This window comes from Virgibacillus siamensis, from assembly GCF_039522605.1.
Taxonomy (GTDB): domain Bacteria; phylum Bacillota; class Bacilli; order Bacillales; family Amphibacillaceae; genus Lentibacillus; species Lentibacillus siamensis.
In genome coordinates this window covers 74,000-98,097 of the sequence record NZ_BAAADS010000012.1, presented here as the reverse complement: position 1 = coordinate 98,097, position 24,098 = coordinate 74,000, and the positions used below count along the sequence as shown (strand labels likewise).

Sequence of the window (24,098 nt, the reverse complement as noted above, 5' to 3'; positions counted from 1 at the left end):
ATTAAAAAACGCCCATCCCTCTGCTTCTTAAGCAAAGGGACGAGCGTTGGTCACGTGGTTCCACCCTAATTTCCGTAATACATACGGCTTCATTAATCTTTAACGCAGATGGGACGCTGCGATTTACATTTATTCCATCACAGAGTTTAAAGGTGGTAATCATTTGTCAGCCCGGGGAAGCTTTCAGCCGCTGACTTCCCTCTCTTAACAGACGTTTTAACAAACAATCCTGTCCTTATCGTTACTTTTGAAAGATGAACTTATACTTAAAATGTATTATAGCTTCTGATGCGTATAAAATCAAGCCTTAGTTCTTATTTTTTAGGTAATTGAAAAACGGAAAGCTGCTGTACGGTTTAAAATCAGCTTTTTCTTGAAAAACATTAATAACAGTCAATGTTTTCGGTTCAGACGGATGGTCCCCATAAATCGTTATTTTTTTCGGTGCCATTGCGACCAGGGGAGCCAGATTTAATTCCTCCTCATCAAGACCTACCATATACAGTGGTTCATTATGCATAAGCAGCCGCAGCTCCATCCGCGTAAATCGTTTACCGTTTGGTTTAAAGAATGTGAACGGATTTCCCTGCAGAACATGTACCGTACTGTAGGAACATTTTCTTGTTACAATAAACTCCCTTAAAGAGTCAATAAACGCCTGATGATCTTCCTCCCTTTTAAATTCATCAATGGCCAGTCCGACAAGATGGATAAGCTGATCCTTAAATATTTTCGTCTGGAACGTCACAATGGAATCAAAATGGATTATATCTGCATTTTCCAAATTGCCGGTAATGATTGATTTCAGAAGCTGACTGGGATCTTTTCCTTTCCGCACATGCCTGCTGTCGCCATCCTCCCCATAAAAGAGCCACAAAGCTATATCAGCAATCCGATCGATTTCTTCCGTATTCGAATAATAATAATCATCTTTAATAATACCGTTAATCATATCCGCCAGCCGATGTATGACAAATACATCAACCATTGACTGTGCAGCTGTTTCTGTAATTATTCCTGCCTTTCCATATTCGAGTTGTAAATGATTCCCCCATTCTTCGTGTGTTCTCCAGTATAATTCTATTCGTTTGTTGTACTGAAATAAATGTTCACAAAAACTAATCGTTTCTTTATCATGTTCGAAAAATACCTCCAACAAATAATCACCCTCATCCGGACCAAACTGTTACATTATATGGACGGGTAATTAAAAAAATGTATAAACCATTAAAACTAGTAACAGCAGGATTAGTGAGAAGATGAAATATACCATCCCGGCAGAATAAAACAAATCACCGTCTTTTTCAGACGAAAAAGTAATAGAGAAAAGAGCTTCTTTTAAATTGCCGTAATATCTCTAACCAGAATTTTTTTGCTGACCGGAAAAGGTACCCCTCTAACTGGCTATTTTTAAATATCAGATAAAATTTCATCCATTCTAGCTTATTGCTAATCCAAACTGATAAGTTTCAATTTAAAACGTAACAAGAAGCAATCATATCGACGAATCATGGAATTGTTTTCTTAACTGAATTTTCCTTTAGGTAATGCCGCATATCGAAACAAATAAAACTTCATTTAAATTTAACCCACAGATAGCATAAAACTTCTGTGGGTTGTTATTCATTCAGTTGATTTGCTTTAACCAGCATAGCTATTTACTTTATTGGTTCATACCTTAGTCATTTTTTAACTCATTTTACTATGAATTACAGCAGTCAATAGACGCTGGGACAGGTTCCAGCTGCCGGTTCATAATAACAATGATTTTTAAAACGGCCGGCTAAAGGTTCACCGTACCATGTTGGAGGACATGGAGCATATGGATTGAAATACCAAAGGGCATATTTCGCCGGGTGTTGTCTCCAAAAATTCAAATTCTTTCTTGCTAATTTTTTCTCAGCTGCTCTGGCTCTTTGATAAAATAAATTACCCTTTTGAACAGCTTCAAAAGAATAATTCCCTCCTTGAACTTGAAAAATAACGTCTCGAATTGATCTTAAATTTTGAAAATCTAAGCAGTCCCCTTTAGCCCGGTTAACAATAACATTTCCCACATACAACATGCCCTGTTTACCTTCACCCACGGCTTCCGCTCTCATCATCCTCGCCATTAAAGCAACATCTTTACTCGTGTATTTTACTATTGCCATTTTTTCACCCCAAAATATAATATGAAAAAGTGCCTGCTTTGATATCATTATACTAATATACTTAAAAAGTTTATTTATAAACTGTTAGACAATGAAAAAACCCTTGGAAAATTAGAAATCCAAGAGCTTCCCATGCAAATTATTTTAGAATTTGATCATTATAATCTATAAATCACGCCTGTTTTCCCCTGCCAGTGGAATTTCAGTCGACACCTGCTTAATCCGCTCGATAATTCTTCCGGCCTTTACCGTTTCTGTTCCGCCTTTATTGGAAATGGCGAGCTGGTTCTCCAATTGTTCTAGACTATAGTTCGATGTAAAAAAGACGGGCAACTCTTCCATCATCCGGTATTGCAGGATCGACCCGAGTATTTCATCGCGAAACCAGGCAGACTGTGTTTCCGCTCCGATATCATCCAGCATCAATACGTCTGTATTCTTAAAATAATTTATTTTGTCATTGATGGAGTCATCCTTGATGGACCCTTTCATTTCACGGACAAATTCAGGCATATAAATGAGCATCGATGAAATGTTCATCCGTTTCAACTCATTTGCCAGCGCACCAAGAAAATAGGTTTTTCCTACACCAAACGGACCATAAAAATAAAGTCCTTTTTTCGGCAGTACTGATTTTGCCTCTTTTAGAAAGTGCATCATCTCATGTACTACCGGCTGTCTATTTTTATCAAGTTCAATGCTTGAAATGCTGGCATTGAAAATATCCTTTGGCATATAGAGAGATTGAATAAGACGTTGTTGTTCCTTCTGCTTTTCATAGTCAACCCGGTTATGACACTTTTCATACACGAGATGGATTTCATTATTTTCCACCTGAAGTATTGGAGAATACCCTTGTATCATATTAATACAGCTGCCAAAACTTTTGCATTTGTCACATTGCTTGGACTGTGTTTTGTATTCATAAAGTTTGATCAGATTCTTATTTATTTCCTGATCGGTTATTTGTGGATGCAGTGAAAGAAATTCTTTAATTTCCGGATCATTTAGCACTTCCTGTCTGACTTTTACATAGTTTTCTTTAAAATTTTTATTTTGCTGCATCCATTTTTTCAGCTCGGATTGGACCGGTTTCATCGAAATCATCCTTGATTGTGATTATTTTTGATTTCCATTGGAGAACTCTTGTAACAGTGCGGCAAACTCATCATGATTTTGATTGTTTTCCGACTCTTTTTTAGGAACTTGCCGCTGTTTCTTTTTCCTTTCCTTAAACCAGTCCGGCACAACTTCCTGTGAGGAATTTGACCGTTTGTTGTATTTCCCGGCCGGTTTGGGTTTTTGAAAATCTGCCTGTTCTTTTTTGGCAAATGTCATCGCTTCCCTTGCTGTTTTTAAGTTTGCGCGGGACCAGTGGCTTGCAATCTTTTCCATATAAGCTTTTGACAATTTCATGTTCGTTTGCAGCAGGACATAATGAATCAGTACATTCATAACAGGTGAAGGTAATCCTTGAGTTGTCATGATATCACGGATGACTTTCAAATCCTGTCCGGATGCCTGCCCTCCATTTGATAAATCTTCGAGCAGCTGTTTCGGTGAAATCCGTTCCAATTCAGCAATAAACTGTTCTTCCTTCGTCAGTGGCTTTTTATTTGATTTATCATTTTCAACAGATTGTGTGCGTTCAGTCAGTTTTACTGTTGCTTGATGATGTTTATTTTTAAATAAATCATGACAGGCTTGTTTAAATTCGTTATGGTGAAGAGAATTTTCATCAGTCAATGCCCACAAAACTGCCTTCTCCACCTCAAGGGTCGTTAAATCATACAATACCATCATTTGCGAGACCAATTTTTTGTTTTCCGGGGTAAGGACTTTTTCGGCTGGAATCATTTGCCGCTTCAGGATTTGTTCCATCCAGGAAAAATCCATATCTGATGCAGAAGAACTGCTCCCGTTCGGCGAATTTACCAATACATCTTCATCCGGACTCGGTTGAAAAGTCTGGAACACATCATGAAAAGAGGCAGTTACATTTGCTTCATTTGTTCGGGATGTTTCCTTATCGTAATTCTGCTTAAGCATCAGAAATTTATCTCTGCCAATATGATGATGTAAAAGCTGTGTCAACATTTCATCCTTAAAAAAAGATGACGGGGAAAACGGACACTGGAGTTCATATGTATATGAATTATGCTCCTCAGTTTGCTGTTCAAACGTTTTAAGCAAACCGATCCCCTCCAGTTTCAGTCGGGCCTTGTACACATTATCCAGGGGCATATTCATGTAGTTCATTAATGTATGATGCGTTTGGTCCCTTGTTTCCTGTTGTAAATCCATTTCATGTAATAGCGTCTGATAAAGCATCACCGCTTCCATACCGATGAGCGGCTGATACAGGTGAGTCAGTGATTTCGCATAATCAAATGGCAAATCACCTTTTAACAATACATGATAGCCTTCAATCGGCAGTAATTTTCCTATTACATCCATTTTTCTTTCCCTTTCTTTCAATCAGCTTTCTGATCCGGTATTTTCTTTGTCTGTTTTAATTAAATCTTTTAATTCGTCAAGAAATACGGTAATATCCTTGAATTGACGATAGACGGATGCAAATCGCACATATGCTACTTCATCAATATGTGACAGCCTGTCCATTACCATTTCACCAATCTCTTTACTGTCAACCTCGGAAACACCCGTATTACGCAGTTCTTTTTCCACAGCAACGGCAATTTCTTCAATTTTCTCCATTGGCACTGGGCGTTTTTCACATGCTTTAATTAATCCTCTGATTAGTTTATCACGACTGTACTCCTGTCGTGCACCATCTTTTTTTACAACAATCAACGGAACTTCCTCAATCCGTTCAAATGTTGTAAAACGGAAACCGCATTCTTCGCACTCTCTGCGCCTGCGAATGGATCGACCTTCTTCAATTGGCCGTGAATCGAGAACCTTTGTACTTTTATTTTGGCAATTTGAACATCTCATATCGGTTCAACCCCATTCATTTCACCTGTTTGTTTTTGGAATCGCGGGCAATTCTTTATCAGCCTGATGATACAATTCATGAATGACTTTTGTACTGTACCCGAGATCAAATGGAAAAGCGGATTCTGTCGTAACCGAAAAATCAATCGCAGTCTGGTGTGGTCTGACCATAATAACTGTTCCCACTATAAAAGCATTTTTTCCTTTTATAATGGAAGCACTGACTTCCCCGCGTTCATTGGAGACGGCATTAATCCGGAACCTTTCATTCTCCTCAAAAAAATTCTTGAACACTTTTAATGCCCTGTCTTTCGTTGTTTTATAGTAACGTGTTTGAAGTGAAGCATCCAAATGATTTTCATTTGTTTCAGCATGATTTCCCAATAATCTCCCCAAAGTATGTCGAAATGCCATTAATACACCTCATCCAATAATTATGTATACACGATCAAAAAATATAGTTTTATTTATTTTAACATTTTTTTTGTGAATCGACTAATCGATTAGGATTGCTTATGAAACTAATTTTCAAGTGAGGACAGATTCGGAGACTATAGGGCTTTATAAAGCGTAATTTTACGTTTAGCACGGCTGTTTCCTGTCAAATCACATCGCGCTTCTAAGGATCATTTTAAACATGCTCACTACATGAACATATTTGTTTAGCATAATATTCACATTAATAAGGCCGGCCGCAAATATAGCAGCCGGCCTTATTGGAAAGATCAGGTCAGGAAATTTTTGCCTGTTGTTGGTGGATATAATTACCAACATAATTAGTTAAATCCAGCACCCGTTTAGAATAGCCCCATTCATTATCATACCAGGCAAGAACTTTTACTTTATTATCGTCCATTACCATTGTAGTTAATCCATCAATAATTGCTGAATACTCAGTGGTCGTGTAGTCGATTGACACGAGCGGTTCCTCACTATATTTAAGAATTCCTTTCATTTCATTGGTTGAAGCTCTTATAAATGCCTCATTAACTTTCTCGATATCCACATCATCTTCAACATCGATTACCAGGTCCACCAAAGAAACATTTGGCGTTGGAACTCTTAGTGCCATTCCATGCAGCTTTCCCTGCATATTCGGTAACACTTCTCCTAATGCTTTAGCAGCCCCGGTTGATGTCGGGATAATTGACTGACTGCATCCTCTTGCACGGCGCAAATCTTTATGCGGATTATCCAGGTTCTTCTGATCGCTCGTAAACGCATGAACAGTAGTCATGAGTCCATTTACAATTTTAAAGTTTTCATCAAGCACTTTCACAACAGGAGCAAGACAATTTGTTGTACAGGATGCATTGGATATTACGTCATCTTCATCAGGGTTATACGTGTCTTCGTTAACCCCCATTACAATTGTGTTATCAACCTGTTTTCCCGGTGCAGTGATAACAACCTTGCGGGCACCCGCATCAAGATGCAGCCCTGCACTTTCTTTTGTTTTAAATTTCCCCGTAGCTTCCACCACCACATCGATATCAAGTTTTTTCCACGGAAGCTTTTCGGGTTCACGTGAACTTACAATATTAATAAATTGCCCATTTACTTGAATGCCTTCCTGAAGCGCTTCCACTTCACCGTCAAAAATTCCATGAACACTATCATATTTGATCAAATGTGCAAGAGTTTCTGGAGGATAGCTGGCATTAATTGCAACGACCTCTAGTTGGTTATCCGAAATAGCCTGACGAAAAACAATCCGTCCGATCCGTCCAAATCCATTAATTGCAATCCGGGTTTTATTCATCTGTAGTCCTCCTGTATATGTTATACTCTTTAAGTTTATTATTATAAATAGTATAACATATTCCAAGAAAAATGTGCTTAAAACTTTGTGAAAAAAATGTTACGTGTTATTTACCCGTAAAAAGGAGCGCTAATACTATGATATAGCGCTCCATTCCCTTAATAACGATTCAAGCTGCTGAAAAGATTCTTCGACTGTTCCGTTGTTATCAATTACTGCATCAGCAAGTTTTGCTTTTTCACTGATCGGTATTTGTGAATCAATCCGCTGTTTTGCTTCTTGTTCTGTTGACTCATCACGATCCATCAGCCGTTTTAACTGCATATCCTCATCCACAACAACTGCTAGTGTCTTATCAACAAAATGAGTCAATTTACTTTCAAATAACAACGGAATATCCAACACAACACATGTTTCTCCCGATTCCAGATAGCCATCCCTGTCCGCTGCCATTTTTTCCCTTACTGCCGGGTGAACAATATCATTAAGTTGATTGCGTTTCGTTTCATCTCCAAAAACAATCGAGCCGAGCTTTTTCCGGTCGAGTGTTAGATCATCGAACAGTACATCCTTCCCGAACACTTCCACAATCTGCTTATAAGCTTGTTTACCTGGCATTACAACTTCTCTTGCTATTTTATCTGCATCAACTACAGGTATACCGAAATTCGCAAACATGGAAGAAACTGTACTCTTTCCCGTTGCGATGCTTCCGGTTAACCCTAGAACCAGTGCCATCAGATACAACCTCACTTACTTGTTTATAATTTTTGGCAAACTGCGCAAATATGCGTTCCGCGTCCGCCTATCTTTAGTTTTACGATTGGCTTGCCGCACTGTTTACATGGATTGTCTTCCTGTCCATAGACGAATAACTCCTGCTGGAACATTCCCATATCACCCTGACCATTCACATAGGAGCGTATAGTCGTACCACCCTGCAATACGGCTTCCTGCAACGTGTCTACTGCCTGATTACGAATTTCCCTTATTTCATTTTTGGTCAGTTTGCTCGATTTTTTCAGTGGGTGAATATTGGCTCTGAATAATGTTTCATCAACATATATATTACCAAGTCCCGCTACAACACTCTGATCCAGCAACACCGTTTTAATATTACGCTCCGTCTTTTTCAATTTTTTATAAAAATATTCCAGTGTAAAACTTTTATCAAATGGATCCGGACCTAATTGATTTAGCGGCTTCCCGCCAAATTCTTCACCTTTATTAAAAATATGCATCGTTCCAAATTTGCGGACATCATTGTAGCGGAGTTCATCGCCGCCGACAAAACGGAAAATAACGTGTGTATGCTTTTTAATAATTTCAGATGAAGGATGAACACTGTACTTTCCTTCCATCCGTAAGTGTGATACTAGAACACTATCATCCAGTTGAAAAAGTAAAAACTTCCCTTTTCGAGTGATGTCCTGGATGGTTTGTCCAGTTAATTCCGACTTAAACTTTTCCACATCATCTGGCCGCTTCACAATATTTGGCCAGTATACTTCGACATCTTTTATTTTTTTACCGATAACAAATCGCTTTAATGTTTGCTTAACTGTTTCCACTTCTGGTAATTCCGGCATGACTTTATCCCCTTACTTTGCATCAAACCAACTTTCACCATATTCATAATCGACCTTCAACGGGACAGATAATTCAACGGTGCTCTCCATAATTGCTGGCACTATTTCTTTTAATTTTTCAATTTCTGCTTCTGGCGCTTCCAGAATCAGTTCATCATGAACCTGAAGCAGCATGCGTGCTTCCAGTTTTTCATCGAGCAGCTTTTCATGCAGATCAATCATCGCCTTTTTGATAATATCTGCAGCGCTCCCCTGGATTGGTGTATTCATTGCAGTCCGTTCAGCAAATGACCGCCGATTGAAATTCCTGCTCGTAATATCCGGCAAATACCTTCTCCGGTTCATAAGGGTGGTTACAAATCCCTGATGTTTTGCTTCCTGGATGATATCATCCATATATTTTTTAACATCAGGATAACTTTCAAAGTAACGCTCGATAAATTTTTTTGCTTCTTTCCTTGTGATACCGAGGCTTTGTGACAGTCCATAATCACTTATTCCATACACAATACCGAAGTTGACGGCTTTAGCTTGCCTGCGCATATTGGATGTTATCTCATCTTCCTTCACATGGAAAACATCCATCGCGGTTCGGGTGTGGATATCCTGATCATTTTTAAAGGCATCCGAAAGTTTTTCATCCTTCGCTATGTGAGCCAGTACCCGCAGTTCAATTTGTGAATAATCCGCTGCAAACATCATCCACCCTTTTTTAGACGGTACAAAGGCTTGGCGGATTTTACGCCCTTCTTCAAGCCTGATCGGGATATTCTGCAGATTCGGATCAATCGAACTCAAACGGCCAGTCTGTGTAAGTGCCTGGTTAAACCGCGTATGAATCTTGTTTGTATCCTTATCGACTACCTTAAGCAGGCCTTCAATATAGGTTGACTGCAGTTTGCCAAGTTGCCTGTATAGAAGCAGCTTTTCAATAATGGGATGCTCATGTTTCAGCTGTTCGAGTACATCTGCGGCAGTGGAATACCCTGTCTTTGTCTTCTTGATCACAGGCAGCTCCAGTTTTTCAAACAAAATCGGTCCGAGTTGTTTTGGCGAGTTCAGATTAAATTCCTCACCAGCAAGCTCCTGCACTTCCTGTTCCAGGTTATCCAGCCGCTGTGTCAAATCTTCGCCCATTTTTTCAAGCCGATCGATATCCACCAGAACACCCGTATGTTCCATTTCGCCAAGAATAAGTGCTAATGGCATCTCCAGTTCCTTTAGAAGCTGGTACTGATCATTTTGCTTCAACAGATCGTCCATCTGTGTTTTGATCTGATACAGTAAATTGGTTTTCCGGACAACGTGCTCTGCCAGCACATTTTGTTCCGGAACTTTTGCTTTCGCTCCTTTTCCGTAAACTTCTTCATCATACAGGACTTCTGTTCGTCCCATTCGGTGACCAATGGCGGGTATATCATGATTGTTTTCTGATGGATTTAACAAATAAGAACTGAGCAGCATATCAAATGTGATTCCTTGTATATGCATATTGTGTCTCAATAATGCAACAAGCGTTTTCTTCGCGTCAAAAACAGTTTTTGATTTACCTGCATCTTCCACCCATGCCTTAAAATCCTTTGACTTTATTGCTGTCTCAGTTGGTATAAAACAAGCACGGCTCCCGGAAACAAGCCCAAATCCCTCAATCGCAGCATGATGATAGCTGTCACCAAACATTTCCACAACCAACGCCGCGTTATTTGTAAAAATATCCGGTGTAATCTCATGCAAAATATCGTATTCTATCTCGTTCAATTCTTGTGATGATTCATCTTCCTCAGCAGCTCCATCCACTCTCGGCAACAGTGATTGAAAACCAAGATTTTTAAACATGGTACTAACCTCTGCAGCAGGATACCCGCTGTAATCCAGTTCATCAGTCTTAACCGTGATTGGCGAGTCACGGTTGATTGTCACCAATTCTTTACTCATAAAAGCCTCTGACCGATGATCTGTCAACTTTTCCTTCAGCTTTTTGCCGCTTACTTCGTCAAGATTATCATAAACCTTTTCCAGTGTATGGTACTGCTTCAGAAGTTTTGTCGCTGTTTTCTGACCAACACCAGGAACGCCTGGAATATTATCAGAGCTGTCCCCCATTAATGCCTTTAAATCAATGAGCTGATCAGGATCAATCTCCATTTTTTCTTTCATGAAGGATGGCGTATACGATTCGATATCACTGATGCCTTTTTTCGTCAGGTTTACCGTTACACGATCTGAAGCAAGCTGCAACAGGTCTTTATCACCTGAAATAACCGTCACATCCCAATTCTTTGCTTCACCTTCACTGGCAAGTGTTCCAATAATATCATCTGCTTCGTACTGATCCAGCTGATAATGAGGAATCTGAAAAGCATCCAGCATCTCTTTAAGCAATGGAAACTGTTCCGATAGCTCCGGCGGTGTTTTTTGGCGGCCACCTTTGTACTCCTTGTATGTTTCATGACGGAAAGTTGTTTTTCCTGCGTCAAACGCCACCAGTATATGTGTCGGCTTTTCATCCTCAAGAATCTTCAAAAGCATCGTCGTAAATCCGTACACCGCATTGGTATAAACACCTTTATCATTGTTCAATAAAGGTAGAGCAAAAAATGCCCGGTAAATTATACTGTTACCGTCAATCAGCACCAGTTTTTCACCCATATGTACCTCTCCTCCAATCAAACCGTTATAAACACTAAACCTATTTTATCATTGAATAATAGAGATTGAAAAAGTTATCCCTCTTATCTGATCTACATAACATTCTTTTTAGAGACTCATTCATTTGAAAACCTGGTCATCTCCAGGCATTTGGGTGACACCCATAGTCTCGCCTATCCAGTAAAAGGACCTTATATTTTCTAACTGCCAAAGAAACACCCTCAAACCGAGGGTGTTTCTTATTTCGGTAAATACACATGGAAGGTAGATCCCTTATCCAGTTCACTTTCAACTGATATTTTGCCATCGTGTACTTCTACGATATGTTTTAAAATGGATAGTCCCAGACCGGTTCCTCCCGTGTTCCGGCTGCGGGCTTTATCGACCCGGTAAAAACGCTCGAATATTCTTGGAATCGCGTCCTTGTGTATGCCAATTCCTGTATCGGTAACTTTAATATGGACGCAATCATCGGTTTCTTCCGCATATAAAGCAACTTTGCCATGTTCAGGTGTATAGCTGATGGCATTCATCAAAAGGTTTATAATCACCTGTTTTACACCTTCACTTTCAGCCAAAAATTCAATATTGTCGACTGTATCAATTGAAAGTGTTATATTTTTCTCTTCAGCAGCCTGATTTACAATTGGCATTATTTCACCGATCAATATGTTCAGATTTACATCATTTTTCACTAATTGATACTCGTCTTTTTCCAGTTTAGATAATGTTAATAAATCCTCAATCAGCCCCTGAAGACGAGTACTTTCATCATTGATAATCGTTAAAAAGTTTTGTAGAGTGTCAGTGTCATCCAATGCACCATCGAGCAGTGTTTCGGTAAATCCCTTTATGGAAGTAATTGGTGTCTTTAACTCGTGGGATACGTTGGCAACAAAATCTTTCCGCATCAACTCAAGTTTCTTTAAGTGGGTAATATCATAAAAGACGAGAACGGCACCTTTCAGCATGTTCCGTTCATTGAAGATTGGCGCACCGACAATCTCAATGTATTTTTTATCCACTTCCACTACCTGCGTGAATGATTCTGTCACATTCTTTTCATACAAAAATGTCTGCTGAACGGTTTCATGTATCTTTTCATTTTGCATCACTTCATAATAAAGAAAACCGACGTAATCATGCTGTTTGCCCCCGAACATAGAGGTGAATTTCCGGTTGACAAGATGAACATACCCTTTCTCATCGAGCAGCACCAGTCCACTCTGTGTATTATCAATTACTGTGGAAAGCTGCTTCTCCTGCATCTGTTCCTGTATGGCAAATTCACTCAAATTACGTGCCAGGATATTTATTTTATTGTTTAAATCCGCGACAATTCCTTGTGCGGATTGATGAATTCGTGCACTGTAATTTCCTTTAACAAGTTCATCCACTGTTCGCGTTGCTTTTTTAATTGGTTTCATATATTTATCATACAAATGAAGCATCATCAGCAGCAGAATGACGAATTCGACCACCAAAATTGCCCCAAGGATGATATATTCATCAGTTGTTTGCATCATTAGGACTCCTGTAACAATCACTACGACAAGAATCCCTACTATATAAGCAAATAATGGTCTTGTAAATATAGCCCGCATTATTGAGGTTCCTCCATTTTGTATCCTAAGCCTCGGACAGTTTTAATATATACCGGTTTTTTAGTAACTGGCTCAATTTTTTCCCGCAGATGACTAACATGAACATCAACAATCCGTGTATCACCCGCAAAATCATAATTCCACACTGCACTGAGCAGCTGATCCCGTGAAAGAACTTTTGCTTTATGGGAAGCAAGATAATAGAGCAATTCAAATTCTTTTCTCGTAAATGTAAGTGTCTTACCATGCATTTCGGCTTCATAGCGATCAGGGTAGATTATCAGTTCCCCAATTCGCAATGATGAAATACTAGTTCCCTCCACTTTAGCCGCACGTCTTAAAATAGCCTTGATCCGGGCTATTACCTCTTTGGGACTGAAAGGCTTGGTTAAATAATCATCTGCCCCCAGTTCCAATCCCAACACTTTATCAACCTCATCATCCTTTGCCGTCAGCATTAGAATCGGCACATCAACTTTATTATTTCGTAAATAGCTGCAAACGTCCATTCCATCCATTTCCGGAAGCATTAAATCAAGAATAATCAAATCATAGTTGTTTACTTCAACCAATTTAATTGCTTCTAATCCATCATAAGCTACATCCGTTTCAAATCCGGCTTGTTCTACGTTAAATTTTAATAATGTCACAATTGATTTTTCATCATCAACAATCAGAATCCGTTTTTCCATATTCAATCCCCATTCCTGTGACCAAGATGTGTTAAGTTAATCATACAATGAAAGGAACGGGATGTGAACACAATGGCATGTAAAGATTAATTTACAAAGATGTACAGGAATCATTTTAAAAGAATTTTTCAAGCGATTGACCAGTGATGGATTCCGGCTCGTACGCTGGACATACATTCAATTTTCCCTGGACAACTTCATCTCCATCGGTATCATATGCCACGACAGACATAGTGACCTGGTGAGCAGTCTGATCGATTGCAATAATTTCAATATTAAAATTCACTTCCGAAAAGTGGTGAACAGATTTAGGGAAAAACATCTCGTGCCTGGTGATATGACTTCCGGGTCCCGGGAGGTGCATGGAAATAATTGAACTCACCATTCCATATAGCAGAACAGATGGAACAATTGGCTGATTGTATGGTGTCTGCGAGGCATAGTCATGCTGCAGATACAGCGGGTTTGAATCATCTGTCAAACCGAGATATAACAATAAGTCTCTGTCCTCTATTGTCCTTGTCGCAGTATAGGAGTCCCCGATTTCCAACTCATTAATCAATTTTCCGAGTCTTCTTCTTCTTTTCCCAATCACGATACGTCCCCCTCCATATATATGTAAGCGCTTACTATTATACCAGAAAATGAAAGTTTACGCTAATCTGATAAGAATTCACAATCCAGTACCTATTTTTATATGGATAAAGAAAGCGAATCACGAAACGGAACCATTTTAACATTCGTATGGCGGGGTTAGTTTGCAAATGGATAAAATAAAACCTATTCTTCTGCAAAATACCTGGTCAAAAAAAAGCTTCTTTATACACCAGGTGCATAAAATGAAGCTTTTTTACCAGTTCAAAAAATCCGCGGTATGTAAAATAGAGAACGAAAACCGGAGCCGGCATACATCACTGCCGGGCAGTTTTCGTTCTTATATTTAGTCCATATTTTTGATTAATTCATCACCGAACTCGGAACATTTAACTTCCGTTGCACCATCCATTAGACGGGCAAAGTCATACGTAACTACTTTTGATGCAATTGTTGTATCCATTGCCTTCGTAATCAGATCAGCAGCCTCTCTCCACTCCAGATGCTCAAGCATCAATACTGCGGAAAGAATAACAGATGAAGGGTTCACCTTATCCATTCCGGCATATTTAGGAGCAGTACCGTGTGTCGCTTCAAAAATCGCATGTCCGGTATCATAATTGATGTTTGCTCCCGGTGCAATACCAATTCCACCCACTTGTGCTGCCAGTGCATCGGAAACATAGTCACCGTTAAGGTTCATAGTTGCAACTACGTCAAATTCATTCGGACGAGTCAGGATCTGTTGCAGAAAGATATCAGCAATAGCATCTTTTACAAGAAGTTTGCCGGCAGCTACTGCTTCATCCTGTGCCTTGTTTGCAGCGTCTTTACCGTCTTTTTCAACAATACGGTCATATTCTGCCCAAGTAAATACTTTGTCAGCATATTCCTGCTCGGCTACTTCATATCCCCATGCTTTGAAGGAACCTTCCGTAAATTTCATGATGTTACCTTTATGTACTAAAGTAACACTTTTACGGCCTTCATTCAGTGCATAATCTATAGATGCACGTACCAGACGCTTAGTCCCTTCTTCAGAAATAGGTTTAACGCCAATTCCGGAAGTTTCAGGGAAACGGATATTGTTAACGTCCATTTCATTTTTCAAAAAGTCGATAACTTTTTTTACTTCGTCGGAACCTTTTTGCCACTCAATTCCTGCATAAATATCCTCGGTGTTTTCACGGAAAATAACCATGTCCACATCTTCGGGGCGTTTAACCGGAGATGGCACACCGGTGAAATAACGAACCGGACGCAAGCAAGTGAACAAATCCAGTTTTTGACGAAGTGCCACGTTCAATGAGCGGATTCCTCCGCCGATTGGTGTTGTAAGCGGGCCTTTAATAGCAATTTTGTATTTATCAATCATGTCGAGTGTATCCTGTGGCAGCCACTCACCTGTCTTATCGTATGCTTTCTGTCCAGCAAGTACTTCTGTCCATTGAATTTCTTTTTCACCGTTATACGCTTTTTTTACCGCAGCTTCAATTACTCTGCGGGCGGATGCCCAAATATCAGGGCCTGTCCCATCACCTTCAATGAATGGAACGATTGGTTGATTTGGAACGGTCATTTTCCCATTCTCAACGGTAATTTTTTCTCCTTGTGTCATACTAACTCCTCCTAATGATCTTGTACATTTGCTATTCTATCATATTGCACCATTTCGTGATAATAGCCGGGAAAGATACCGACTATTAAGATTGAATCAACTATCGCTCTTCAATAGGCGTGTAAGCTTGTGTTTTCGGTCCAACATACTCTGCACGCGGACGGATAAGGCGGTTGTTGTCATACTGTTCAAGAATATGTGCCAACCAACCTGAAACGCGGCTTGTTGCGAAAATTGGGGTAAACAAATCATGATCAATTCCCAGACTGTGGTAGACCGATGCAGAATAAAAATCAACGTTTGCCGGCAGCCCTTTCTCCTCTTTAACAAAATCCTCAATCTTGATGGACATGTTATACCATTTGGATTGGCCGCTTGTTTCAGTCAGTTCACGTGACATTCTTTTCAGATGTTTGGCACGGGGATCGCCATTTTTATAAACACGGTGTCCCATACCCATGATTTTTTCTTTATTTGCCATCTTATCTTTAATATAAGGAATAGCATTTTCTTCTTCGCCAATTTCAGTCAGCATCGCCATGACACGTTCGTTTGCCCCACCATGCAACGGTCCTTTCAACGCACCAATTGCTGCAGTAACACCTGAGTATATGTCCGAAAGGGTTGCTACACAGACACGGGCTGTAAACGTCGATGCATTCAATTCGTGGTCTGCATGAAGCACAAGAGCTTTATTAATAGCCTCCACTTCAACATCCTCAGCTTCCTTGCCATTTAGCATATAGAGGAAGTTAGCCGCAAAACCCAGTTCTTTTTTGGGTTTCACCGGATCCTTACCTTTTCGGATGCGGGCGAATGCTGTAACAATTGTCGCTATTTTAGCCTGAATACGGATTGCCTTTCGTTTGTTTGCTTCCGGTTCCATCACATCCGCTTCATCATCATACAGCCCAAGGATGGAAATTGCGGTGCGCAATGCAGCCATTGGATGCACGGTAGACAAATCATAAGAACGTAAATGATTGATTACTGCTTCAGGCAATTCCAGGTTGGCAGCCAATTCAGCCTTAAATTTATCTAGTTCGGATTTCGTTGGCAATTTCAAATTCCATAGCAGGTAAACCACTTCTTCAAAGCTGGAGTTTTCTGCTAAATCATCAATTGTATAACCAACATATGTCAACTGATCATCAATAATCGAACTGATTGATGATTGCGTTGCGACAACTCCTTCAAGACCTTTAGTTGTTGCCATAACAAACCTCTCCTTTTTCTATGAATTGTTCATTAACTTAGGATAATTTAATTAGTAATTATGTTCGACAATATTTCTACAATATAACATTGTCATCCCCATCAACAATTATAAAGGATTATGTTCATAATGTGAATTGAAACCGATTAAAACACCCAATATTTTTAGCCTAAGGCAATTTTATAAAATCAATATTTTCTGCACAGTGTTTATTGTGCTCATGTCTATTTTCCTGCTCTGCAACATACATAACATAATACAGAAATAAAAATGTTCAGATTGGCAGGGATGACATTGGACAGGCATATTATTTACTCCATATTACGGTTTGTATTGACAGCCAGCTTCCTTATTTTATTCATATTCCTGTTGCATTACTCTTTCGAATACCTATATCCATTTTTGCTGGCTGGTGCTCTTTCTTACCTGCTGCATCCGTTTGTTTCATTTGCTGAACAAAGACTGAAAATGCCGCGCCCATTAGCCTCCTTTGCAGTCCTTACCAGTTTTTTTCTGCTATTAATGGGGATTGTAGTTTTTGTCATCGTGGAATTTATTCAGGGCAGTGCATATCTGGCGGAACAAATTCCTGCTCATTTTCAGGCATTTATCAGAGGCATCGAAATAATCATCGAGGAAAAAGTTCTGCCTTTTTATCATAAACTTACATCTTTTTTTCATACATTGAACCCGCCGCAGCAGGAAGCAATCAACAACTATATAACTGAGCTCGTTGATCAATTTGCTGTAATCGGAACTGAATTCCTGTATCGTATACTCATGACCATACCACAGACACTATCAGCACTTCCCGGTTCACTTACAGTGATTATGTTCATTGTGATCGCGGCTTTTTTTATCACAAATGATTGGCATACAATAACAAATTCCATAAAAAAAATTACACCGGAATCAATACATACGTCATGCCTGGAAGTTTGGATTCATCTGAGAAAAGCCATTTTCGGATTTATCAAGGCACAACTGTTTTTGGTTTCGCTGACAACCGTGATAATTTATCTCGGACTTCTCTTAATAGGCATGGACTATCCAATGACGGTTGCATTACTGGCAGCATTGGTTGATATGCTCCCGTTTATTGGTACGGGAATTATTTTTATCCCGTGGATTATATATTTGTTCCTGACCGGTAATTATGAAATGACGATTCCGCTGGCAGTACTGTATATGACCGTAGTCATCCAGCGGCAATTAATCGAACCGAAAGTGATCTCAAATAACATCGGATTAAATCCGCTGGCAGTACTGATTGCATTATTTGCAGGGTTGCAAATTTGGGGATTCGCAGGGTTAATCATTGGACCAGCTTTTCTGATTATTATCCGGGCGCTTCATGAAGCTGGAATAATCAATCAGTTATGGCAATTTATTAAGGGGTGAACCTACCATTTGCGATAAATAATCGTACCTTTATTCAGTCTGCTTTTGATAAATCCTTGCAGCATGTTCCTGAATGGTCTCCGCGTAAATGGCAGAACTAACAGAAACCCGGCAGTATCTGTTATAAAACCGGGGGTAAACAGAAAGACTGCTCCAATAAAGATACAAATCCCATCGATGATTTCATTCGTCGGCATAATTCCCTGGTTCATCGATAACTGTGCGCGTTTCCATGTTTCAGTACCTTGAACTTTGGCGATTGATATGCCCAGAATACCGGTAAGTAATATTAGTGTAACTACCCACCATGGGCCAATTATACCACCTGCCCAAATAAAGATACCAATTTCCATAGCTGGTACGATTAAAAATGCGAGTAATAACCAACGCATCATTTCACCCTTTCAAGAGCCTGATTTAGAAAAGAAGGGGGCACTCCCCTTCCTTTTACTATTATACATTATAAAACACTGGCATGCCCTTTATAAATATCTCCCTTTGCACCATCAATGGTAATGTCTTCTCCGTCACTGACCAGGTCAAATACATTCTTAACTCCGACAACAACCGGAATTCCAAGACTGAGACCTACCACAGCGGCGTGTGATGTCAGTCCGCCTTCTTCCGTAACAATTCCGGAAGCTTTTTCGATGGCTGGCATCATGTCTCGCTCTGTTCCATATGTTACCAGAATGTCGTCTTCCTCTAACTTCTCAAGCGCCTCTTTGCCATTTTTGGCAATTACCGCTTTACCGTACGCACTTTTACGGCCAATCCCCTGACCTCTTGCCATTACATCACCGATTACGTGAACCTTCATCAGATTTGTTGTTCCACTCTCACCAACTGGAACGCCAGCTGTAATCAGTACCTTGCTTCCCCGTTCAAAAAGATTTGTTGTTAATCCACTGTCAATCGCAGTATCGAGCATTTCATCCGTAGTATGTGCCAGTCCGCCCATAACAGCATGAACGCCCCAGACAAGCGACATTTGGCGGTTAACCCGTTCTGAAAAGGTTACAGCAACAATTGGTGCTTTTGGACGATATTTGGAAATCATCCTTGCAGTATGACCACTTTCTGTCGGTGTAATGATTGCACTGACAGTTAAATTCATCGCTGTATGTGTTACCGACTGGCTGATTGCATCCGTTATTGTCATATCAACTGACCTTGAACGACTGCGTAAAATTGCTGTATGATCCAATCCTGTTTCAGCTTTTAACGCAATATTGCTCATCGTCTGCACCGATTCGACCGGATAGTTGCCGGCTGCAGTTTCGCCGGAAAGCATGATGGCATCCGTTCCGTCAAAAATTGCATTGGCAACATCAGACGCCTCAGCTCTGGTTGGGCGTGGCTGACGCTGCATGGAATCAAGCATTTGTGTCGCTGTGATTACCGGTTTCCCAACAGTATTGCAAATGGTAATTAAGTGCTTCTGAACCAATGGGACTTCTTCAGTCGGTATTTCCACACCAAGGTCACCCCGGGCAACCATTAATCCATCACTCACTTCCAGGATCGATTCAATATTATCGACACCTTCCTGGTTTTCAATTTTGGGGATAAGCTGAATATGTGTCGAATCATGTTGTTCGAGAAGTTCCTTAATTTCAAGAATGTCAGAAGATCTTCGAACAAAAGAAGCAGCAATAAAGTCAACGTCCTGTTCAATACCAAAAACAATATCCTGCGCATCCTTTTCAGTTATCCCCGGTAAATTCACACTGACATTCGGAACATTTACACCTTTTTTGTTTTTGATTGTTCCGGAATTTAGTGCTTTTGTTTTCAATTCCTGCTCCGTATGGTCAATCTCAATTACTTCTAATTCAATTAAACCGTCATCAAGCAGAATTTTTGAACCTTTGTGCACGTCATCAATAAGCCCGCCATACGTTATAGAAAAGCGTTCGGCTGTGCCTTCGATTTCATTCATGGATACGTAGACAATGCTGTCTTCCAAAAGTTCAGCCTCTCCATTTTTAAAGGATCCGGTTCTTATCTCCGGTCCTTTTGTATCCAGCAGAATGGCTACTGTCGTTCCAAGATTCTTTGCAGCTTGTCGAATGTTTTGTATACGCTGGCCATGTTCCTCGTAATCACCATGGGAAAAGTTCAGCCGGGCGACATTCATTCCGGATTCAATCAGTTTTTCCAGTCTCTCAACAGATTCAGAAGCCGGACCAATGGTACATACTATTTTTGTTTTCCGCACAATATTTCCTCCTTCATTTATATCGACAATTCTTTTGATAGCTGATACATTTCACTGTTAAGTTGATGCTGTTCGGACAGTACGTCAAGAATATCGCGATCAACCAGCTTGTTGTTCTGTATTCCAACCATTCTTCCAGCCTCACCACGCAGTAAAAGATCGATCGCTTTTGCCCCAAGTCTGCTTGCCAAAACACGATCAGATGCGGTAGGAGATCCGCCGCGCTGGATATGCCCCAGTACGGTTACTCTCGTTTCCAGTTTTGTTGCTTCCTGAATTCGTTCGCCATAAGTCAGTCCGCTTCCTACACCTTCAGCAAGAATGATGATGCTGTGTTTTTTCCCGCGTTCGTGACCGCGTTTCAGTCGTTCAATTACCTCTTGAAAGTCATCAGCTTTTTCCGGAACAAGAATACTCTCTGCGCCATCAGCGAGCCCGGACCACAATGCAAGGTCACCGGCATCTCTGCCCATTACCTCAATCACGTATGTCCGCTCATGGGATGTAGCCGTATCCCGAATCTTATCAATTGCTTCAATAATCGTATTCAATGCAGTATCAAAACCGATTGTAAAATCAGTACCGGCAATATCATTATCAATGGTTCCCGGAACGCCTATACAGGGATAACCCTTTTCAGTGAGTTTCTGGGCACCACGAAAACTGCCATCGCCGCCGATTACAATAAGTCCTTCAATTTCATATTTTTTTAACTGCTCAATACCCTTATTTTGCCCCTCATCGGTTTTAAATTCATCACAGCGCGCAGAACGCAATATGGTTCCTCCTCGTTGGATGATATCCCCAACCGACCCAATATCCATTTTCTCTATACTTCCATCAATAAGACCTTGGAATCCGTTTTTCACCGCATAAACTTCCATGCCGTGATATATCGCCTTACGTACAACAGCACGTATCGCTGCATTCATACCCGGAGCATCGCCACCACTTGTTAATACTCCAATCTTTTTCATCATTCCACCTCATATTTACAAAGTTTCTCTCTCAAAGATAATCGTAAGCCACGTAAAATTCAATTAAAAAACAATCATGAGGCTGACAGTCGTCAACCTCATCCTGTTACATTTCTGTATATTCACCAATTTTCTTATATTTTTCCCATCGCTTTTCAAGTAATTCCGATTCATCCATTTGTATTAATTTGTTTAATGAATCTTCCATTACAGCATCGATATTTTCAGCTTGCTCACTTATATCCCGATGGGCACCACCTTTGGGTTCGGGAATGACCTGATCAATTACGCCGAGTTCCTTCAAATCATAGGAAGTGATTTTCATTGTTTCCGCAGCCCGTTGTGCTTGTCCTGAATCTTTCCATAAAAGCGCTGCCGCTCCTTCAGGGGAAATAACCGAATAGGTGGAGTTTTCCAGCATATGGATATGGTCTCCCACACCTAGGCCCAAGGCGCCGCCGCTTCCACCTTCACCGATGACAATACAGATAATTGGCACGGTCAAACCGGCCATTTCCATCAAATTACGTGCAATTGCTTCACTTTGCCCCCGCTCTTCAGCAGCCTTTCCCGGATACGCCCCTTTTGTATCAATAAAGCATACAATCGGCCGTTTAAATTTTTCAGCCTGATGCATATGCCTTAGTGCTTTCCGATAACCTTCCGGATGTGGCATACCGAAATTCCGGTGGATATTGTCTTTCGTGTCTTTCCCCCGTTGATGTCCAATTACTGTCACAGGCTTATTTTTATAGTTGGCAATCCCGGAAACGATTGCTGCGTCATCTCCGAACAGCCGATCACCATGAAACTCGATAAAATCAGTAAATAATTCCTGAATATAATCCAGTGTTGTTGGCCGTTCCTGATGCCTCGCCATTTGCACCCGATTCCAAGGCTGCAAATTACCATAAATGTCATTCTCCAGAACTTCCAGCCGTTCTTCAAGCGTATTAATTTCGTCAGATAAGTCGATTTCACTATCTTGCGTAAAATTTTTCAGTTCCGCAATTTTTTCTTTCAGATTCACAATTGGTTTTTCAAATTCCATAATCTGTTTCATGATTCAGTCCCGCCTTTCCAATGCATCGCAAGCAATGAGGTTAACAAGGACCTAAGATCATGCCGGTGAACTACTTTATCCAGTTGTCCGTGTTTCATCAAAAATTCTGCGGTCTGAAAATCCTCAGGCAATTTCTCACGGATAGTCTGCTCGATAATTCTGCGCCCGGCAAAGCCGATTAATGCACCGGGTTCGGCAAAATTATAATCACCAAGTGATGCAAAACTTGCGGAAACACCACCTGTCGTCGGATGGGTCATTACCGAAATCAACAGCCCGCCGGCATCTGAAAACCGGCTGATGGACACGGAAGTTTTCGTCATTTGCATCAGACTCAAAACTCCTTCCTGCATTCTGGCACCACCGGATGCTGTGAAAATCATGAACGGCAGTGATTCATTTTTGGCCTGTTCAATCGCACGGGCAATTTTTTCTCCAATTACAGAACCCATACTGCCCATCCGGAAACTCGCATCCATTACTGCACACGCAACAGGGGTGCCGTTCATTAGCCCTTTACCTGTTACCACACCTTCGTTTAAACCGGTTTTATCACGATCTTTGGCGATTTTTTCTTCATATCCCGGGAAATTGAGTGGATTGGTAGTTGTTAACTGCTTGTCCCACTCTTCAAAGGTTCCTTCATCAAATAATCCATTTATACGTTCCCATGCTGTCAATGGATGGTGGTATCCGCAATTGGGACATACATTATCATTTTTAATCATTTCTTTTCGATAGTAAATTTTATTGCATCCGCTGCACTTCTTCATCAGCCCTTCCGGAACCTCAAGCTTACCCTGTTCACTGGGCATGGATGCATATTTCTTTTTTTTGCTGAAAAAATCCTTAAGCAAGGGAATACCTCCTTTTTCTAACAAAACCAGACATAACCGATACAATTCTTCAGTTCTAATCTGTCTTTCACCACTATAACGGATGAAATCTGAAAAAGGTGTCAGTTTACGTCGTCACGATCCATTATTTTTGAATTGAATAGTCCTTCAATAGAATCAATATCATTGCTTTTATATAAATCCAACAGCTTTATGTAGAATCCCTCTTCATAATAAACCGCATTAACCGTACTTGAAAAGTCATCCACTAAATACCATATTTTGCTCAGAAGCACATTGCCGGCTTGTTCGCTTAAGTGCCGAAAAAACGCTTTATGTTTTTCACCGGCCGTTTGATGCGTATTTTCAAGATTTGACCTGAGAACATCCAAGTCTTTCGTGTCCAAAAAACGCCCGGCAAGCTTGGCCAATTCCTTTTCTATTATTCTTTTCGTGGCAGCAAGATCTTTTTTTATGGTGCCTCCCTGTAAAATAAAAGAAGATAGCAATTCAACAGTCTGGTAAGGAGTATAAGCACTCAAAAAGGTGCCTTCACCATGTCTGGTCTCTAATAATCCCAGCAATTCCATCGCTCGCAAGGCTTCGCGCACGGAGGATCTTCCAGCCTGCAGTTTCTCGGATAAATCGCGTTCAGAAGGAAGTTTATCGCCGGGTACCAGATTATTACTGTCAATATACCTGCGAATTTCCTGTAATACACCCTGATAGACTTTTTGCTTTGGGGACATGGACACAGCCATGGTT

The 24,098-nt window shown here is 40.4% G+C and carries 22 protein-coding genes; 1 reads left to right on the top strand and 21 read right to left on the bottom strand.

Translation table 11 applies throughout. The features are described 5' to 3' along the window. Window positions 1-307 precede the first annotated feature (307 nt). From ytxC to citZ, 15 genes are all read right to left on the bottom strand, one after another. Window positions 308-1,156, bottom strand: a complete 849-nt coding sequence (ytxC, locus tag ABD010_RS08595) for a sporulation protein YtxC (RefSeq protein ID WP_343812102.1) — start codon at window positions 1,154-1,156, stop codon at window positions 308-310. A 562-nt stretch (window positions 1,157-1,718) separates the two neighbouring features. Continuing rightward, window positions 1,719-2,153, bottom strand: a complete 435-nt coding sequence (locus ABD010_RS08590; protein WP_343812100.1) for a cell wall hydrolase — start codon at window positions 2,151-2,153, stop codon at window positions 1,719-1,721. Between the two features lie 165 nt (window positions 2,154-2,318). Then, entirely contained in the window at window positions 2,319-3,251 is a 933-nt protein-coding gene (gene dnaI, locus ABD010_RS08585) for a primosomal protein DnaI (protein WP_343812098.1), read from the bottom strand. A gap of 21 nt (window positions 3,252-3,272) precedes the next feature. Then, on the bottom strand, window positions 3,273-4,610 hold the full coding sequence (locus tag ABD010_RS08580; RefSeq protein WP_343812097.1) for a replication initiation and membrane attachment family protein: 1,338 nt from the start codon (window positions 4,608-4,610) through the stop codon (window positions 3,273-3,275). Between the two features lie 21 nt (window positions 4,611-4,631). Then, window positions 4,632-5,111 (bottom strand): transcriptional regulator NrdR, encoded by a 480-nt coding sequence (gene nrdR, locus ABD010_RS08575; protein ID WP_343812095.1) that lies wholly within the window; start codon window positions 5,109-5,111, stop codon window positions 4,632-4,634. 21 nt (window positions 5,112-5,132) lie between these two features. Beyond that, complete coding sequence (locus ABD010_RS08570) at window positions 5,133-5,525, bottom strand: cytosolic protein (RefSeq protein WP_343812093.1); 393 nt, start codon at window positions 5,523-5,525, stop codon at window positions 5,133-5,135. Between the two features lie 316 nt (window positions 5,526-5,841). Further along, on the bottom strand, window positions 5,842-6,873 hold the full coding sequence (locus ABD010_RS08565; RefSeq protein ID WP_343812091.1) for a glyceraldehyde-3-phosphate dehydrogenase: 1,032 nt from the start codon (window positions 6,871-6,873) through the stop codon (window positions 5,842-5,844). A gap of 135 nt (window positions 6,874-7,008) precedes the next feature. Beyond that, entirely contained in the window at window positions 7,009-7,611 is a 603-nt protein-coding gene (gene coaE / locus ABD010_RS08560) for a dephospho-CoA kinase (RefSeq protein WP_343812089.1), read from the bottom strand. A gap of 23 nt (window positions 7,612-7,634) precedes the next feature. Further along, window positions 7,635-8,462: a DNA-formamidopyrimidine glycosylase gene (gene mutM / locus ABD010_RS08555; RefSeq protein ID WP_343812087.1), complete on the bottom strand. Its 828-nt coding sequence runs from the start codon at window positions 8,460-8,462 to the stop codon at window positions 7,635-7,637. Between the two features lie 12 nt (window positions 8,463-8,474). Then, window positions 8,475-11,111, bottom strand: coding sequence for a DNA polymerase I (gene polA, locus ABD010_RS08550; protein WP_343812085.1), 2,637 nt, complete (start codon window positions 11,109-11,111; stop codon window positions 8,475-8,477). Between the two features lie 239 nt (window positions 11,112-11,350). After that, complete coding sequence (gene pnpS / locus ABD010_RS08545) at window positions 11,351-12,715, bottom strand: two-component system histidine kinase PnpS (RefSeq protein ID WP_343812083.1); 1,365 nt, start codon at window positions 12,713-12,715, stop codon at window positions 11,351-11,353. Beyond that, the gene (locus ABD010_RS08540) at window positions 12,715-13,407 is read right to left on the bottom strand and encodes a response regulator (RefSeq protein ID WP_343812081.1); all 693 of its coding nucleotides are present in this window, start codon (window positions 13,405-13,407) and stop codon (window positions 12,715-12,717) included. Before ABD010_RS08540 ends, pnpS begins: the two co-directional genes overlap by 1 nt. 115 nt (window positions 13,408-13,522) lie before the next feature. Further along, on the bottom strand, window positions 13,523-14,002 hold the full coding sequence (locus tag ABD010_RS08535) for a MaoC/PaaZ C-terminal domain-containing protein (protein WP_343812079.1): 480 nt from the start codon (window positions 14,000-14,002) through the stop codon (window positions 13,523-13,525). Between the two features lie 345 nt (window positions 14,003-14,347). Next, a complete protein-coding gene (icd, locus tag ABD010_RS08530; RefSeq protein ID WP_343812077.1) occupies window positions 14,348-15,619 on the bottom strand; it encodes an NADP-dependent isocitrate dehydrogenase in 1,272 nt (423 codons plus the stop codon). 100 nt (window positions 15,620-15,719) lie between these two features. Then, complete coding sequence (citZ, locus tag ABD010_RS08525) at window positions 15,720-16,835, bottom strand: citrate synthase (protein ID WP_343812074.1); 1,116 nt, start codon at window positions 16,833-16,835, stop codon at window positions 15,720-15,722. A 294-nt stretch (window positions 16,836-17,129) separates the two neighbouring features. Between citZ and ytvI the strand changes: the two genes are divergently transcribed. Next, window positions 17,130-18,236, top strand: coding sequence for a sporulation integral membrane protein YtvI (ytvI, locus tag ABD010_RS08520; protein ID WP_343812072.1), 1,107 nt, complete (start codon window positions 17,130-17,132; stop codon window positions 18,234-18,236). A gap of 2 nt (window positions 18,237-18,238) precedes the next feature. Here ytvI and ABD010_RS08515 read toward each other — a convergent pair whose 3' ends face one another. The 6 genes from ABD010_RS08515 to ABD010_RS08490 all read right to left on the bottom strand — a co-directional run bounded on the left by ABD010_RS08515 (window position 18,239) and on the right by ABD010_RS08490 (window position 24,094). Then, window positions 18,239-18,631, bottom strand: a complete 393-nt coding sequence (locus ABD010_RS08515; protein WP_343812070.1) for an FxsA family protein — start codon at window positions 18,629-18,631, stop codon at window positions 18,239-18,241. A 65-nt stretch (window positions 18,632-18,696) separates the two neighbouring features. Next, entirely contained in the window at window positions 18,697-20,457 is a 1,761-nt protein-coding gene (gene pyk / locus ABD010_RS08510; RefSeq protein ID WP_343812068.1) for a pyruvate kinase, read from the bottom strand. Between the two features lie 17 nt (window positions 20,458-20,474). Further along, the gene (gene pfkA, locus ABD010_RS08505) at window positions 20,475-21,434 is read right to left on the bottom strand and encodes a 6-phosphofructokinase (RefSeq protein WP_343812601.1); all 960 of its coding nucleotides are present in this window, start codon (window positions 21,432-21,434) and stop codon (window positions 20,475-20,477) included. A gap of 106 nt (window positions 21,435-21,540) precedes the next feature. Further along, complete coding sequence (gene accA, locus ABD010_RS08500; protein ID WP_343812065.1) at window positions 21,541-22,497, bottom strand: acetyl-CoA carboxylase carboxyl transferase subunit alpha; 957 nt, start codon at window positions 22,495-22,497, stop codon at window positions 21,541-21,543. Beyond that, window positions 22,494-23,354, bottom strand: a complete 861-nt coding sequence (gene accD, locus ABD010_RS08495) for an acetyl-CoA carboxylase, carboxyltransferase subunit beta (protein WP_343812063.1) — start codon at window positions 23,352-23,354, stop codon at window positions 22,494-22,496. The genes accA and accD overlap by 4 nt, the downstream gene beginning before the upstream one ends. Window positions 23,355-23,455: 101 nt before the next feature. After that, on the bottom strand, window positions 23,456-24,094 hold the full coding sequence (locus ABD010_RS08490) for a FadR/GntR family transcriptional regulator (RefSeq protein WP_343812061.1): 639 nt from the start codon (window positions 24,092-24,094) through the stop codon (window positions 23,456-23,458). Window positions 24,095-24,098 lie beyond the last annotated feature (4 nt).

Coding starts and splice junctions, on each gene's coding strand:
- ABD010_RS08590 (WP_343812100.1), bottom strand. CDS start 2,153: ATGGCAATAGTAAAATACACGAGTAAAGATGTTGCTTTAATGGCGAGG.
- dnaI (WP_343812098.1), bottom strand. CDS start 3,251: ATGAAACCGGTCCAATCCGAGCTGAAAAAATGGATGCAGCAAAATAAA.
- ABD010_RS08580 (WP_343812097.1), bottom strand. CDS start 4,610: ATGGATGTAATAGGAAAATTACTGCCGATTGAAGGCTATCATGTATTG.
- nrdR (WP_343812095.1), bottom strand. CDS start 5,111: ATGAGATGTTCAAATTGCCAAAATAAAAGTACAAAGGTTCTCGATTCA.
- ABD010_RS08570 (WP_343812093.1), bottom strand. CDS start 5,525: ATGGCATTTCGACATACTTTGGGGAGATTATTGGGAAATCATGCTGAA.
- ABD010_RS08565 (WP_343812091.1), bottom strand. CDS start 6,873: ATGAATAAAACCCGGATTGCAATTAATGGATTTGGACGGATCGGACGG.
- coaE (WP_343812089.1), bottom strand. CDS start 7,611: ATGGCACTGGTTCTAGGGTTAACCGGAAGCATCGCAACGGGAAAGAGT.
- mutM (WP_343812087.1), bottom strand. CDS start 8,462: ATGCCGGAATTACCAGAAGTGGAAACAGTTAAGCAAACATTAAAGCGA.
- polA (WP_343812085.1), bottom strand. CDS start 11,111: ATGGGTGAAAAACTGGTGCTGATTGACGGTAACAGTATAATTTACCGG.
- pnpS (WP_343812083.1), bottom strand. CDS start 12,715: ATGCGGGCTATATTTACAAGACCATTATTTGCTTATATAGTAGGGATT.
- ABD010_RS08540 (WP_343812081.1), bottom strand. CDS start 13,407: ATGGAAAAACGGATTCTGATTGTTGATGATGAAAAATCAATTGTGACA.
- icd (WP_343812077.1), bottom strand. CDS start 15,619: ATGACACAAGGAGAAAAAATTACCGTTGAGAATGGGAAAATGACCGTT.
- citZ (WP_343812074.1), bottom strand. CDS start 16,835: ATGGCAACAACTAAAGGTCTTGAAGGAGTTGTCGCAACGCAATCATCA.
- ABD010_RS08515 (WP_343812070.1), bottom strand. CDS start 18,631: ATGATGCGTTGGTTATTACTCGCATTTTTAATCGTACCAGCTATGGAA.
- pfkA (WP_343812601.1), bottom strand. CDS start 21,434: ATGAAAAAGATTGGAGTATTAACAAGTGGTGGCGATGCTCCGGGTATG.
- accA (WP_343812065.1), bottom strand. CDS start 22,497: ATGAAACAGATTATGGAATTTGAAAAACCAATTGTGAATCTGAAAGAA.
- ABD010_RS08490 (WP_343812061.1), bottom strand. CDS start 24,094: ATGGCTGTGTCCATGTCCCCAAAGCAAAAAGTCTATCAGGGTGTATTA.